Raw genomic sequence first — 14,435 nt, 5'->3', positions numbered from 1 at the left:
TCTGGAGCCGACGGACGGGCAGATCTGGATCAAGGGGCGCAACGTCACCTGGCTCGAGCCGTCGGAGCGGGGCATCGGCATGGTGTTCCAGTCCTATGCGCTCTATCCGCAGATGAGCGTGCGCGGCAACCTGAGCTTCGGGCTGCGCAACGCCCGCGTGCCGCGCGACGAGATCGACCGGCGCGTGGCGCGGGCGGCCGAGATCCTCCAGATCGGGCCGCTGCTGGACCGCAAGCCCGGCGCGCTGTCGGGGGGCCAGCGCCAGCGGGTGGCGATCGGGCGGGCGCTGGTGCGCGACGTGGACGTGTTTTTGTTCGACGAGCCGCTCTCGAACCTCGACGCCAAGCTGCGCGCGGACCTGCGGGTGGAGATCAAGCGGCTGCACGGGCAGCTCGCCAACACGATGATCTATGTCACCCACGACCAGGTGGAGGCGATGACGCTGGCCGACCGGATCGCGATCATGCGCGGCGGGCGCATCCTGCAGCTGGGCTCGCCGGACGAGATCTACAACCGTCCCGCGACGCGCTATGTGGCGGATTTCGTGGGCTCTCCCGCCATGAACTTCGTGGAGGGCGAGCGCGAGGGCGAGGCGTTCCGGGCGCCGGGCCTGACGCTGCCGCTTGCGGGCTATGCCTTTGCGGACCGGGCGGGCGGCGGGCGGCGGGCCATTCTCGGCATCAGGCCCGAACATGTCGCCACGGGCCGGATGGCCGAGGGGGCGCCGGTCCGGACGGAGGTGGTCGTGGACCTCGTGGAGCCGATGGGCGCGGACACGCTGGTCTGGGGGCAGCTGGGCGGCGGGCCCTTCCGCATCCGCATGGACGGGCAGGCCCGGGTGCGGCCCGGCGACCGGCTGCCCATCGGCCTCGACCCCGCGCGGGCCTCGCTCTTTGACGCCGAGACCGAGGCGCGCCTCTGACCAACCCGTTGGGAGACTTCGATGATCCTGGCCTATCAGCTTTACTGCTCGCGCAGCGAGCCGCTCGAGCGCACGCTGCCCACCCTGCGGGAGGCGGGCTGGCGGCATGTGGAGGGCTACGGGGGCCTCTACGACGATCCCGAGGGTCTGCGCGCGGCGCTCGACGCCCACGGGCTGACCATGCCGTCGGGGCATTTCGCGCTGGGGCAGGTCGAGGGGCGGGCCGGCGAGGCGCTGCGCACGGCGCGGGTGCTGGGCATGGAGAAGGTCCTCGTGCCCTGGATCGAGCCCGCGGCGCGGGGGGCCGACGCCGAGGGCTGGCGGGCGCTGGCGGGCCGGGTGGCGGCGGCGCTGGAGCCGCTGCGGGCCGAGGGGCTGGCGGTGGGCTGGCACAACCACGACTGGGACCTGGCCGATCTGGGCGGAGGGGTCACGCCCCTCGACCTGATGGCGGAGGCGGGGCTGGGGATCGAACTCGACCTCGGCTGGGTGGCGCGGGCGGGGCAGGACCCGGCGGCCTGGATCGACCGGCTGGGGGGGCGGATCCTCGCCGTCCATGTCAAGGACCTGGCGCCCGCGGGGGTCGAGGCGGAGGACGGCTGGGCCGATCTGGGGCACGGCACGACCGACTGGGCGCCCGTGCGCGCGGCGCTGCGCCGCCACGGGATCGACCACCTGGTGGCCGAGCACGACAACCCCGCCGATCCGGGCCGCTTTGCCCGGCGCTCCTTTGACACCCTGCAATCCTGGTGACACCATGCCCGATATCGGCCTGATCGGCTGCGGCAACATCTCGGCCGCCTATCTGCGGATCGCCCCCTCGTTCCGGGGGCTGCGAATCCGCGCGGTGGCGGATCTCGACGAGGGCGCGGCGCGGGCGCGGGCGGCCGAGTTCGGCGCGGAGGCCCTGAGCGTCGAGCGGCTGCTGGCGGACGACCGCCTGGAGGCGGTGGTCAACCTGACCGTGCCCGCGGCGCATTTCGACGTGACCCGGCGCATCCTGGAGGCGGGCAAGCACGCCTATTCCGAGAAGCCCCTCGTGCTGACGCCGGAGGAGGGCGAGCGGCTGCGCGAGCTGGCGGGCGCGCGGGGGCTGCGGGTGGGGGCGGCGCCGGACACGTTCCTCGGCGCCTCTCACCAGGCGGCGCGGGCGGCGATCGACGGGGGCGCGATCGGCCGCGTGCTGTCGGGAACCGCCCATGTGATGGGCCACGGGATGGAGGGCTGGCACCCCAACCCGGACTTCTTCTTCCGCCCCGGCGGGGGGCCCGTGCTGGACATGGGGCCCTATTACGTCACCAACCTCGTCCAGCTTCTGGGCCCGGTGGAGGCGGTCGTGGCGGTGGCCAAGGCGGGGTTTCCGACCCGCACGATCGGCAACGGGCCGCGCCTGGGCGAGACGATCGCGGTGGAGACGCCCACGGACGTGCACGCGATCCTGGAGTTCCGGTCGGGCGCGACCGTCACGCTGGGCGCGTCCTGGGACGTCCGGGCGCACCGGCACGGGCCGATGGAGCTCTATGGCGAGACGGGGACGCTGTTCGTGCCGGACCCGAACTGGTTCGGGGGGGTGACGGAACTGGCGCGGGGGCCCGAGGGGGCCGAGCCGCTGGAGGCGGGCGACCATCCGTTCGGGCGGGTCAACTTTTCCTTTCCCGACGGGCGGGCCTTCGCCAACTGGCGCGGCGCGGGGCTGGCCGAGATGATGGCCGCGATCGACGAGGGGCGGCCGCATCGCTGCGCGCTGGACCTGGCGCTGCATGTGGTGGACGTGCTGACGGGCATCCTGCGCGCGGCCGAGACGCGGACGCGGGTCGCGATGCGCACGGAATGCGAGCGGCCCGCCCCCCTTTCGGCCGCGGAGGCGGCGCGGCTTCTGGCCGAGGCGCACGAGCCGGCCTGATCGCGGCCCGCGCGGGAGCCTCGCCCGGCCGGGGCGATGAGGCTCCCCATCCGAGAGGCTGGCGCGCAGGCCCGCCCGGCTCTGGAAGGGCCCGTGCGGAGCCGCCCCCGTGGGGGCGGGCGCGTTGCGACGCGCGGCGGCCGGGGATCTCCGCCTCCGCGCCGTGGACGAGCACCTGCGCAGCCAAGCGGCCCGGTGGGATGCGGCGGAACCTCGGGCGCGTCCGTGGCGCCCCACCCCTGCAAAGAGCACGGGCGGCCGCCTGATCGTTGCAGGTCCCGCCCCGGTCGTCCGCGCCGCCCCTCCGGTCCGCCGGGACGGAAGGATCGGGCGCGTGGGGGCACCCTGCCACAGGGAGGTTAACAAAGCGTTACACCACCGCGCGGTGGTGTTGCGCCGCGCTGCAGCGAGGGGGGCGGCGGCCGGGGGGCCGCCGCGGGGGGGTCAGGCGGCGCGGGCGGCGAGCAGCGAGTCCTCGAGGATGTCGAGCGCCTCGGCGAAGACGTCGTCGGGGATGGTGATGGGCGCGAGGAACCGGATCACGTTGGCATGGACGCCGCAGGTGAGCAGGATGAGCCCGCGCGCCTGCGCCTCGGCCCGGACGCGGGCGGCGAAGTCGGGATGGGGGGACCCTTCGGCGGGGCGCATGAACTCGGCCGCGACCATGAAGCCGGGGCCGCGCACCTCCGCGATCTCGGGGACGCGGTCGCGCAGGGATTCGAGCCGCTGGCGCAGCCGCGAGCCGAGCGCGTTGGCGCGGTCGCAGAGGCCCTCCTCCTCGATCACGTCGAGCACGGCATGGGCGGCGGCGACGCCGAGCGGGTTGCCGCCATAGGTGCCCCCGAGCCCGCCGGGATGGGCGGCATCCATGATCTCGGCCCGCCCCGTGACGGCGGCGATGGGCAGGCCCCCGCCCAGCCCCTTGGCCATGCAGGTGAGGTCCGGGTGGACGTCGTAATGCTCCATGGCGAAGAGGCGCCCCGTGCGGGCGAAGCCGGTCTGCACCTCGTCGGCGATCAGCACGATGCCGTGCTCGTCGCACAGGGCGCGCAGCGCCCGCATCAGGTCGGGCGGCGCGGGGTAGAAGCCCCCCTCGCCCTGGACGGGCTCGATGATGACGGCGGCGACGCGGGCGGGGTCGAGGTCGGCCTTGAAGAGCCCGTGGAGGGCCCGAAGCGCGTCCTCGGGCGTGGTGCCGTGGAGGGAGACGGGAAAGGGGACGTGAAAGACGTCCGGCATCATGGGGCCGAAGCCTGCCTTGTAGGGCTGGACCTTGCCGGTGAGCGACATGGCCATGAAGGTGCGGCCGTGGAAGCCGCCGCCGAAGGCCACCACGGCCGGCCGGCCGGTGGCGATGCGGGCGATCTTGACGGCGTTCTCGACCGCCTCGGCGCCGGTGGTGACAAAGACGGTGCGCTTGTCGCCCGGGCCGGGGACGAGGGCGTTCAGACGCTCGCCCAGCGCGATGTAGCTCTCGTAGGGGATGACTTGGTGGCAGGTATGGGTGAAGCGGTCGAGCTGGGCGCGCACGGCCTCCATAACGCGGGGGTGGCGGTGGCCGGTATTGACCACGGCGATGCCGGCGGCGAAGTCGATGAAGCGCCGCCCCTCGACGTCCCAGACCTCGGCGTTCTCGGCGCGGTCGACATAGATCTGGGTCTGCATGCCGACGCCGCGGGCGATGGCGGTCTTGCGGCGTTCGGCGATGGCGGCGTTGTGCATGGCGGGCTCCTCCGGGGCTGGGGCGCCTTATGCCACAGGGGGGGCGGCGGGCGGAAGGGGAGGCGGCCCGTCGGCCGCGAGGGGGGGCGGCCAGTCGGCGGAGGCCATCTCGGCCAGCCGCGAGGCGGTGCGGGCGAAGTCGAAGGCGCCCTCGCCCTCGAGATAGAGGTGGTCGGGGCGGGCGGCGGCGGAGGCGAAGAGCGTCACGCGCGCCTCGTAGAGCGCGTCCACGAGGAGGACGAAGCGGCGGGCGGCGTTGAAGCTCTCGGCGCCCATCTGGGGGATCTCGTCCAGAAGGAGGACGCGGACGGCCCCGGCGATGGCGAGGAAGTCGGGGGGGCCGAGCGGGCGGCCGCAGAGGTCGAAGAAGCCCGCCCGCGCCGCCCCGTCGCGCCAGAGGGGCAGGTGGAGGTCGCGGCCCAGGACGCGCAGGGTGCGGGGGCCCGCGTCGGCGCCGCCGAGCGAGGCCCAGACCGCGTCCATGCCCGCGCGCGCCTCTGGCCCGAGGGGGCAGAACCAGCGCCGCTCGCCCGCCGCGCGGCCCTGGCGGTGGTCGCGGGGGGAGGCGATCTCGACCACCTCGCAGGTGGATTCGAGCCGCGCGATGGCGGGCAGGAAGAGGTGGCGGTTGAGGCCGTCCTTGTAGAGGTCGCGCGGGGGGCGGTTGGAGGTGGTCACGAGCGTGGTGCCGCGCGCCCAGAGCCGCTCGAGCAGGCGGCCGAGGATGGCGGCGTCGGCGATGTCCTGAACCTGCATCTCGTCGAGCGCGAGAAGGCGCGCGGCGGCGGCGATGCGGTCGGCCACGGGCAGGACGGCGTCGCGCAGGCCGGCGCGGCGCGCCTCCTCGAGGGCCTTGTGCACGTCCTGCATGAAGGCATGGAAATGGGCGCGGCGGACGGGGACCGCCGGGTCCAGCGCCTCGAGCAGCAGGTCCATGAGCAGGGTCTTGCCGCGCCCCACCTCGCCCCAGAGGTAGAGGCCGCGGGGGGGCGGCGTCGGGGCCGCGCGGCGCCAGAGCGGGCGGCGGGCGGGCGGGGCGAGGAGGTCGGCCGCGAGGCGGTCGAGCGCGGGCAGGACGGCCGCCTGGGCCGGGTCGGGGGCGAGGCGCCCCTCGGCCAGAAGGCGGGCGTGGAGGGCGGAGGGGGTCACGGGCGGCCGTAATAGAGGGAAACGACGTGCTCGGCCTCGGCGAAGAAGAGCCAGCGGGCGCAGAGCACGCCCGCGAGGTGGGAGAGCGCGGCGAGCGGGGGGGAGAGCCACAGGAGCGCCAGCGGCAGCAGGAGGCCGAGGGCAAGGGCGAGAAGGCGCAGCTGGCCCGCCCGCGCGCGGCCCACCTGCCCCGCCATCTCGCGCGTGACGTAGTTGGGGCCCGTATGGGGGGGCGCGAAGAGGCGCACGCGCCCTTCGAGCGCGGTGGCGGTGGCGGCGCTCTGGCCGGCGCGGGCGAAGGCGGTGCGGCCGTGATGCCAGTGAAGCGCGACCAGCACGCCCGCCCCGATCAGGAGCGCCGCGGCGAGGGGAGCGGGCGCGGCGAGAAGCGCGCCGCCCGCGGCCGCGAGCGCGAGGAAATGGGCGGGCACGCTCCAGTGGTGCCAGCGGGGCACGGCGCGGATCGTGGCATAGATCATCGCGGTCGAGAGGACGGTCAGCGCGCAGAGCAGGGCGGCGAGCAGGCCGAGCGCGAGCGGGCTCTCGCCGCGAAGCGCGAGCAGGAGGCCGTGGAGCGCCGCCGTCCCGAGCGCGAGGGGGGCGAGGACGGCCTCTCGCGAGAGCCAGGAGCTGCGCCACTGGCTGAAGGCGAAGCGCGCGCGGGCGGGGCGGCGCAGGTGGAACACGGAGGCGCCGAGCCCGGCCGCGGCAAGCGCGAGGCCGAGTCCGAAGGCGAGAAGCGCCGCGCCGCCCTCGGGCCGCAGGAGCGACGCCCAGGCCAGGAGCCCGAGGCCGAGCCCCGAGAGCGACGAGAACAGGATCAGCGACGGTGCAGGATGCATCGCCCCCGACTAGCCGAGGCGCGGCAGGGTGGAAAGCGCCCGGTCGAGCCAGCCCAGAAAGCCGCGCGCATCCGTGGCCACGGGGTCGAGGGCGGGCGCCCCGGGCGCGCGGTCCCTGGTGCGGGGGGGGAGATACTTGTTGACGGGGCGCGTGCCGAGATCCGGCAGGAGGTCGCGCCCGCCGCGCTCGGCCACGAGCTGCGAGACGGGGGACTCGGGATCGCCGAGGTCGCCGAAATGGCGCGCCCCCGTGGGGCAGGTGCGCACGCAGGCGGGGATGCGGTCGGCGGGCTCGAGGGCCGGGTCGTCGAGGCGGTCGGCGCAGAGCGTGCATTTCTTCATCACGCCCGCGACGGGGTCCATCTCTCGGGCGCCGTAGGGGCAGGCCCAGGCGCAGAGCCCGCAGCCCATGCAGCGATCCTCGTCCACCAGCACGATGCCGTCGGCGGCGCGCTTCCAGCTTGCGCCGGTGGGGCAGACGGTGACGCAGGGCGCGTCCTCGCAGTGAAGGCAGGAGCGGGGGAAGTGGACGATCTGGGGGGGCCCGCCGTCCTCGGGGAGGCGCTCGAAGGTGTGGACGCGGTTGAGGAAGGCCCCCTCGGGCGAGGCGCCCCAGGGGTCGAGATCGGCGAGCGGCGCGCCGGTCCCGCCGGTGTTCCACGCCTTGCAGGCGGTCACGCAGGCCTGGCAGCCCACGCAGGTGTCGAGGTCGATCACGAGGCCGAGCTTGACCGGGGAGGGCGGCGGAAGCGTGGTCACGGGCCGGGCCTTTCGGCGAGGAGCGGGGGCGGGGGCGGCACGGGCGAGGCCTGGGGCGGCAGGGCGGGCCGGGCGGCGGGCGGGGGCGCGGGCAGGCGCTCGAGGCGCACGCGCAGGTCGAACCAGGCGGCCTGGCCGGTGACGGGATCGGCATTGGGCAGGCGGCGGCCGGCCGCGTCCGGGGGGAGGCGGTCGGGGATCAGGTGGTTGAGCAGGAAGCCCGTCACCCCCTCGGGCGCGTCGGGGTGGAGCGCCCAGGCGCCGCGGCGCTTGCCGATCGCGTTCCAGGTCCAGACGGTGCGGGGGTTGAGCGCCTCCATCAGCGCGACGGGCACCTCGATCGTGCCCGTGGGCGAGGAGACGCGCGCCCAGTCGCCGTCGCGGAAGCCGCCCGCGTCCCAGACGGCGCGGGGCAGGTAGAGGAGGTTGCTGCCATGGATCTGGCGCAGCCAGGGGTTGTGGCTGTGCCAGGAATGGTAATGCGCCATGGGGCGCTGGGTGACGGCGTGGAGGGGGAAGCCCCCGGCGTCCTCGTCGCCGAAAGGGGGCCACCAGACGGGCAGCGGGTCCATCGCGGCCCGCAGGCGGTCGCGCAGATGCTCGGGCGGCTGGCGGGGCCCCACCCCCTCGGCCGCGAGCTGGAAGCGGCGCAAGGGCTCGCACCAGAGCTGGAGGAGGTAGGGCTGAGGCGCGTCGAAGAAGCCCATCGCCACGGCCCAGTCCTGGTAGGCGCGGTTCCAGGGCTTGAAGAAGGCGGCCTCGGGGGGGACGTGGGCCTGCCAGAAGCCGCCGGCGCGGCGGTATTCCTCGAGCTGGGCGGCGTTGGGCTCTCCGCGCCCGTGGGCGAGGCCATGGGGGCCGGTGCGCCAGCCCGCGAGCGGGCCGATGCCGGGGCGGCGCTGGTGGTTCACGATGTAGTCGGCGTAATCGGCGTAGCGGGGCGCGCCGTCGGCCGCGACGAAGCCCGGCAGGCCGAGCCGCGCGCCGAGGTCGATGAGGACGGACTGGAAGGGGCGCACGTCGCGGTCGGGCTCGACCACCGGCCAGCGGATGGCGTCGGCGGCCGAGTCGGGCTCGCTGATCGGGCGGTCGAGCAGCGAGATGCAGTCGTGGCGCTCGAGATAGGTGGTGTCGGGCAGGACGAGGTCGGAGAAGGCCACGATCTCGGAGGAGAAGGCGTCCGAGCAGATGATGCGCGGGATGCGGTATTCGCCCGTGGCGGGGTCGGTGTCGGCGAGCATCTCCATCGTGCGCGCCGTGTCCATGGCCGAGTTCCAGGCCATGTTGGCCATGTAGAGGATCAGCGTGTCGATCGGGTAGGGATCGCCCGCATGGGCGTTGGCGATCACGCTCTGGAGCATGCCGTGGGCGGCGAGCGGCGCCTCCCAGCCATAGGCGCCGTCGATGCGCAGGGGGCGGCCGGCCGCGTCGATGCAGAGGTCCTCGGGGCCCTGGGGAAAGCCGAGGGGGGGGCCGGCGAGCGGCTCTCCGGGGCGGGCGTCGGCATGGGGGCGGGGATGGGCGGTGGCGGGCTTGGGGTAGGGCGGCTCGAAGCGCATGGCGCCGGGGGTCTCGACCGCGCCGAGGAGCGCCTGGAGCAGATGGATGGCGCGGCAGGTCTGGAAGCCGTTGGAATGGGCCGAGATGCCGCGCATGGCGTGCATGGCGACGGGGCGGCCGGGCATGGTGGCGTGGCGGTGGCCGCGGAAGTCGGTCCAGGGGCGGTCGAGCACCACGGGGGGGCCGTCGAAGGCCGCGGCGGCGAGTTCGGCGGCGAGCGCGCGGATGCGGGGGGCGGGGATGCCGGTGCGGTCGGCCACGGCCTCGGGGGCATAGGCGGGGTCGAGATAGCGCGCGGCGAGGTGGTGGAGGACGGGGCGGTGCGTGGTGCCGCGGTGGCGCCAGGTGGCGGCGAGGTCAGGCTCGACCCCCTCGCCGTCCCAGGGGGCGGGCTTGCCGGTGCGGCGGTCGATCACCAGCGGGCGGCCCTCGCCGTCGCGCAAGAGCAGGCCGCGTTCGGGCGAGGCGGGGTCCTCGTCCACGAGGCAGGGGGCATTGGTGAAGCGGGCGAGAAAGGGCAGGTCGATGCGGCCTGCCTCGAGCAGGCAGTGGACGAGCGAGAGCGCCAGGAGCCCGTCCGTGCCCGGCGTGATCCCGAGCCAGTCGTCGGCGAGCGCGTTGTAGCCCGTGCGCACGGGGTTGATGCCGACCACGCGCGCGCCGCGCGCCTTGAGCCGGCCCAGCCCGATCTTGATGGGGTTGGAATCGTGGTCCTCGGCCACGCCCCAGAGCAGCAGCAGGCGCGTGCGCTCCCAGTCCGGCGAGCCGAATTCCCAGAAGGCGCCGCCCAGCGTGTAGATGCCCGCCGCCGCCATGTTGACCGAGCAGAAGCCCCCGTGCGCGGCCCAGTTGGGGGTGCCGAAGGCCTGGGCCCAGAAGCCCGTGAGGCTCTGGCTCTGGTCGCGGCCCGTGAAGAAGGCGAGCTTCTCGGGCGCGCTCTCGCGCAGGGGCCTGAGCCAGGAGACGGCGATGCCCAGCGCCTCGTCCCAGGAGATGGGGCGGAACTCGCCCGCGCCGCGGGGGCCGGTGCGCAGGAGCGGCGTGCGCAGGCGGGCGGGGGAGCTGTGGTGCAGCAGGCCCGAGGCGCCCTTGGCGCACAGGACGCCGCGGTTGACGGGGTGGTCGCGGTTGCCCTCGATATAGGCGACGCGGGGGCGGCCGTCGGGGCCGTCGCGCAGGTGCACGTCGATGCCGCAGCGGCAGGCGCACATGTAGCAGGTCGTCTTGGCGATCCGGTCGGGGGGTGGCCGGTGGGCGGGGCGCGGGCTCATGGGGAGAGGGGTCGCATGGCGGGGGGGCGCGCTCAAGGGGGCGTCCTGTCACGGCCCCATCAGGCTGCGCGCCTCGGCCGCGATGCGGCGCTCCTCCGCGGCGGGGACGACATGGACGGGAAGGGGGCCGAGAAAGGCGAGGCGGGCGGCGATGGCCTCGCGCACGGGGGGGGCGTTCTCGCCGATGCCCCCGGTGAAGGCGAGCGCGTCGGCGCCGCCCAGGGCGGCCAGGAGCCCCGCCCCGTGGCGGGCGGCCCAGTGGGTGAAGTGGTCGAGGGCGAAGCGGGCCGTCTCCTCGCCCCTCTCGGCGCGGCGCAGGATCGCGGCCATGTCGGACGTGCCGGCGAGCGCGAGGAGGCCCCCCTCGCGGTTGAGCAGCGTCTCGGTGTCCGCGATGCCCCGCTCGCGCGCGAGCGCGAGGACGGCCATCGGGTCGATGGCGCCGGTGCGGGTGCCCATGGGCAGCCCCTCGAGCGGGGACCAGCCCATCGTGGTGGCGACCGACCGGCCGTCGAGGATCGCGCAGGCCGAGGCGCCGCCGCCGAGATGGAAGGCGAGAAGCCGGCGCGGCAGGCGGCCCTCCTCGCGCAGCCGGTCGGTCAGGGCGGCGTAGCTGAGGCCGTGGAAGCCGAAGCGGCGGAAGCCGCGGGCACGCAGGGCCGCGGGGAGCGGATAGGCGGCCTCCTCGGGGGGGAGGGTGGCGTGAAAGGCGGTGTCGAAGCTCGCGTATTGGGGCAGGCGCGGGGCGAGCCGCTCGAGCGCGCGGATGCCGGCGAGGTTGGCGGGGTTGTGGAGCGGGGCGAGCGCCGCGGCGGCCTCGATGGCCGAGAGGGTGGCCGGGTCGAGCCGGGCGGGGGCGACGAGCCCCTCGCCGCCATGGACGACGCGGTGGGCGGCGGCCGAGAGGGACGAGGCGGGAAAGCCGCGCTCCTCGAGGGCGCGCAGCAGGAGCGACAGCGCCCCCTCCGGGTCCTGGGCGTGGGCGCCTTGGCCCTGGGCGCCGACCGTGAGGCGCCCCTCGCCCCCGATGCCGGAGACGGCGGCGCGCAGGATCTCGGACAGGTCGTCGCGGAAGAGCGCGACCTTGACCGAGGTGGAGCCCGCGTTGACGACGAGGATCATCGTCAGGCGGCGCGGGCGCGGGCCTCGCGCGAGCGGGCGGCGAGGATGGCGCCGAGGGCGGCGGAGGCGAGGCGGTCGGCGGGGCCCTGCCCGCGCGAGGTGAGCAGCAGGGGCACGCGCGCGCCCATCACCACGCCCGCCGCGCAGGCCCCCATGCCGAGCACCATGAGCTTGAAGAGCGCGTTGCCGGAATTCAGCTCGGGCACGAGGATCGCGTCCACGGCGCCGGCCACGCGGCTCTCGACGCCCTTGATGGCGGCGGCGCGGCGCGACAGCATCAGGTCGAGCGCGAGCGGCCCCTCGACGGTGGCGCCCTTGAGCGCGCCGCGCGCCCAGGCGGCGATGGCCGCGGCCTCGCCCGTGCAGGGGATGGAGGGGGTGACGTCCTCGGAGGGGGCGAGCACGCCGCAGAGCGGATGGGCGATCCCCACGAGATGGGCGAGGCGGACGGCGTGGCAGAGGCTCTGCTGGCGGGTGTGGAGATCGGGGGCGACGTTGAGGGCGGCGTCCGTCAGCAGGAGCGGGCGGTCCGATCCGGGCAGGGTCAGGTGGAAGACATGCGCGCAGACGGTGCCGCGGTCGCGCAGGCCGGCCGAGGCGGGCAGGAGCCCCTTGAGAAAGGCCGAGCTGTGGATCTGGCCCTTCATCACGGCGTCGGCCTCGCCCCGGGCGGCGAGGCCTGCGGCGGCGGCGGCGGCCGTCTCGCCGGGAGCGGCGACGAGGCGGAAGGGGCGGATGTCCCAGCCGATCGCCTCGGCCGCGCGGGCGATGCGGGCGGGGTCCCCCACGAGGACGGGCTCGGCCAAGCCCGCCTCGTGCGCCTCGCGCAGGCCGGCGAGCGGCAGCGGCGCGCCCGCATTGACGAGCGCCACGCGCGGGGCGGGCCCGGCGGCGCGGGCCTGGTCCAGAAGGCGCTGCGGCGCGCGGGGCCGCTGGTGCGACAGGAAGGGGTGGTCGTCGGCGGGGTCGGCCATGACGCGCTCCTTGGAACGCCCCCGGCGGGGCGCGGGACAGACGGCGGGGGGAAGCCTAGCGCGGGTGCGCGGTCCGGCCAGCGGCCCGGCGGGGTGCCCCCCTCCCCGTTCAGGCCTCGGCCATGTCGGCGGGGTCGATGCCGGCGATGCGGACGGGCCGCTTCATGGCGTCGCGGCGGAAGGGCTCTCCCAGTTCCTGGTTCAGCATGACCTCGAGCAGGACGGTGCGACCCTCCTCCATCTGGGCGCGCACCGCCTCGCGCAGGGTCAGGGTCAGGCTGTCGGGATCGCGCACCTCCACCCCTTCGAGCCCGCAGGCGCGGGCGATGGCGGCGTAGCTCACGCGGTCGGACAGTTCGGTGCCCACGAAATTGTCGTCGTACCAGAGGGTCGCGTTGCGCTTCTCGGCCCCCCATTGGTGGTTGCGGAACACGACCATGGTGATCGCCGGCCAGCCGGGCCGGCCGATGGCGGTCAGCTCGTTGACCGCGATGCCGAAGGCGCCGTCGCCCGCAAAGCCGATGCAGGGCAGGTCCGGCCGGCCGATCTTGGCCCCGACGATGGCCGGCAGGCCGTAGCCGCAGGGCCCGAACAGCCCGGGCGCGAGGTAGCGCCGGCCCTGCTCGAAGCTGGGATAGGCGTTGCCGATGGCGCAGTTGTTGCCGATGTCGCTGCTGATGATGGCGTCGCGCGGCAGCGCGGCGGTGATCGCGCGCCAGGCGATGCGGGGGCTCATCCAGCCGGGGCGCGCCGCCCGGGCGCGGGCGTTCCAGGTCGTGCCGGGATCGTCCTCCTCGTGGTCCATGGAGGCGAGCACCTGCGCCCAGGCCGAGCGGGCCTGCGCGATGCGGCCCAGCCGCTCGCGGTCGGGGTCGCGTTCGGGCAGACGCTCGAGCAGGCCCTCGGCCACGCGGCGGGCGTCGCCCACGATGCCCAGCGCGACCGGCCGGGTCAGGCCGATGCGCGAGGGGTTGATGTCCACCTGGATCACCTGCGCGTCGCGCGGCCAGTAGTCGAGCCCGTAGGCGGGCAGGGTCGAGAAGGGGTTGAGCCGCGTGCCGAGCGCGAGGACCACGTCGGCCTCGGCGATCAGCTCCATCGCCGCGCGCGAGCCGTTGTAGCCGAGCGGGCCTGCATGGAGGGGGTGGGAGCCGGGAAAGGCGTCGTTGTGCTGGTAGTTGACGCAGACGGGCGCGGTCAGCCGCTCGGCCAGGCGGACCGTGGCCGGGATGGCGCCGGACAGGACCACGCCCGCCCCGTTGAGGATCACCGGCCGGCGGGCCGCCGCGAGGCGGGTGGCCGCCTCGTCGAGGGCCTGCGCGCCGCCCGCCGGCGGTTCGAACTCGAGCACGGGGGGCAGCGTGGCGTCGATCTCGCGCGTCCAGAAGTCGCGGGGAATGTTGATCTGGGCCGGGGCGGAGCGGCGGCGCGCCTCGGCGATGACGCGCGCGAGCACCTCCATGATGCGGGCGGGGTCGCGCACCTCCTCCTGATAGGCGACCATGTCGCGAAAGAGCGCCATCTGCTCGACCTCCTGAAAGCCGCCCTGGCCGATGGTGCGGTTGGCGGCCTGCGGCGTGACGAGCAGAAGGGGCGTGTGGTTCCAGAACGCGGTCTTGACAGGGGTGACGAGGTTGGTCACGCCGGGGCCGTTCTGGGCGATGAGCAGGCTCATGCGGCCGGTGGCGCGGGTATAGCCGTCGGCCATGAAGCCGCCCGACCCTTCATGCGCGCAGTCCCAGAAGCGGATGCCGGCCGCGCCGAACAGGTCGGAGACCGGCATGAAGGCCGACCCGATGATCCCGAAGGCGTCGCGGATGCCATGGGCCTGGAGCGTCTTGACAAAGGCTTCTTCGGTGGAGAGGCGCATCGCTGGGCTGTCCGTCCTGCTGGGCTGCGCCACGATCCTAGACGCAGGCCGCGCGCCGCTTCCAGCGGAATCGGGGATGGTCCGGGCGCGCCGGCGCCGCCGCGGGTTGGGCGGCGGCTCCGAGGATGCTAGGCTCGGGGCGCCATGGCCGATCCGCTCGCGCCCCTGCGGGACCGCCCGCCCCGCCCGTCCGGTTCCCCGCCTGCGGTCGCGCCCGGCCGGCGGCGGCGCGGCGGCACGCTCCTCGCCCTCTGCCTCGCGCTGTGGGCTCCGGCCGCCGGGGCGGAGCTGGCGCGGCCGGGCACGGTGGCGGGACCCGGGGCGATTCCGCGCGCCGGCGC

Annotated in this window: 12 protein-coding genes; 4 read left to right on the top strand and 8 right to left on the bottom strand. The window is 75.3% G+C overall.

The features are described from left to right. The 3 genes from GT358_RS14395 to GT358_RS14385 all read left to right on the top strand — a co-directional run. On the top strand, positions 1–922 hold a 922-nt coding region (locus GT358_RS14395; protein ID WP_166583333.1), incomplete at its 5' end, for an ABC transporter ATP-binding protein. A 21-nt stretch (positions 923–943) separates the two neighbouring features. After that, positions 944–1,675 (top strand): sugar phosphate isomerase/epimerase, encoded by a 732-nt coding sequence (locus GT358_RS14390; RefSeq protein WP_166583332.1) that lies wholly within the window; start codon positions 944–946, stop codon positions 1,673–1,675. A 4-nt stretch (positions 1,676–1,679) separates the two neighbouring features. Then, complete coding sequence (locus GT358_RS14385; protein ID WP_166583331.1) at positions 1,680–2,825, top strand: Gfo/Idh/MocA family protein; 1,146 nt, start codon at positions 1,680–1,682, stop codon at positions 2,823–2,825. A 444-nt stretch (positions 2,826–3,269) separates the two neighbouring features. Here the strand turns inward: GT358_RS14385 and GT358_RS14380 are convergent, their stop codons facing one another. From GT358_RS14380 to xsc, 8 genes are all read right to left on the bottom strand, one after another. Beyond that, complete coding sequence (locus tag GT358_RS14380) at positions 3,270–4,547, bottom strand: 4-aminobutyrate--2-oxoglutarate transaminase (RefSeq protein WP_166583330.1); 1,278 nt, start codon at positions 4,545–4,547, stop codon at positions 3,270–3,272. 27 nt (positions 4,548–4,574) lie between these two features. Beyond that, positions 4,575–5,696 (bottom strand): cell division protein ZapE, encoded by a 1,122-nt coding sequence (zapE, locus tag GT358_RS14375; protein WP_166583329.1) that lies wholly within the window; start codon positions 5,694–5,696, stop codon positions 4,575–4,577. Then, positions 5,693–6,538: a DmsC/YnfH family molybdoenzyme membrane anchor subunit gene (locus GT358_RS14370; protein WP_166583328.1), complete on the bottom strand. Its 846-nt coding sequence runs from the start codon at positions 6,536–6,538 to the stop codon at positions 5,693–5,695. Before GT358_RS14370 ends, zapE begins: the two co-directional genes overlap by 4 nt. Positions 6,539–6,547: 9 nt before the next feature. Beyond that, positions 6,548–7,297, bottom strand: coding sequence for a 4Fe-4S dicluster domain-containing protein (locus GT358_RS14365; RefSeq protein ID WP_166583327.1), 750 nt, complete (start codon positions 7,295–7,297; stop codon positions 6,548–6,550). Beyond that, on the bottom strand, positions 7,294–10,128 hold the full coding sequence (locus GT358_RS14360) for a molybdopterin-dependent oxidoreductase (protein ID WP_166583334.1): 2,835 nt from the start codon (positions 10,126–10,128) through the stop codon (positions 7,294–7,296). Before GT358_RS14360 ends, GT358_RS14365 begins: the two co-directional genes overlap by 4 nt. Positions 10,129–10,176: 48 nt before the next feature. Further along, positions 10,177–11,250: an acetate/propionate family kinase gene (locus tag GT358_RS14355; RefSeq protein ID WP_166583326.1), complete on the bottom strand. Its 1,074-nt coding sequence runs from the start codon at positions 11,248–11,250 to the stop codon at positions 10,177–10,179. A gap of 2 nt (positions 11,251–11,252) precedes the next feature. Further along, positions 11,253–12,224, bottom strand: a complete 972-nt coding sequence (locus tag GT358_RS14350) for a phosphate acyltransferase (RefSeq protein WP_166583325.1) — start codon at positions 12,222–12,224, stop codon at positions 11,253–11,255. 109 nt (positions 12,225–12,333) lie between these two features. Continuing rightward, a complete protein-coding gene (xsc, locus tag GT358_RS14345) occupies positions 12,334–14,094 on the bottom strand; it encodes a sulfoacetaldehyde acetyltransferase (protein WP_166583324.1) in 1,761 nt (586 codons plus the stop codon). A gap of 144 nt (positions 14,095–14,238) precedes the next feature. Between xsc and GT358_RS16510 the strand changes: the two genes are divergently transcribed. Then, the coding region (locus tag GT358_RS16510; protein ID WP_208103546.1) for a hypothetical protein at positions 14,239–14,435 on the top strand (197 nt) is incomplete at its 3' end.

Source organism: Rubellimicrobium sp. CFH 75288 (assembly GCF_009904055.1).
Lineage (GTDB): Bacteria > Pseudomonadota > Alphaproteobacteria > Rhodobacterales > Rhodobacteraceae > Rubellimicrobium.
The sequence above is the reverse complement of the archived record's forward strand: the minus strand, read 5'-3'. Positions and strand labels throughout refer to the sequence as shown.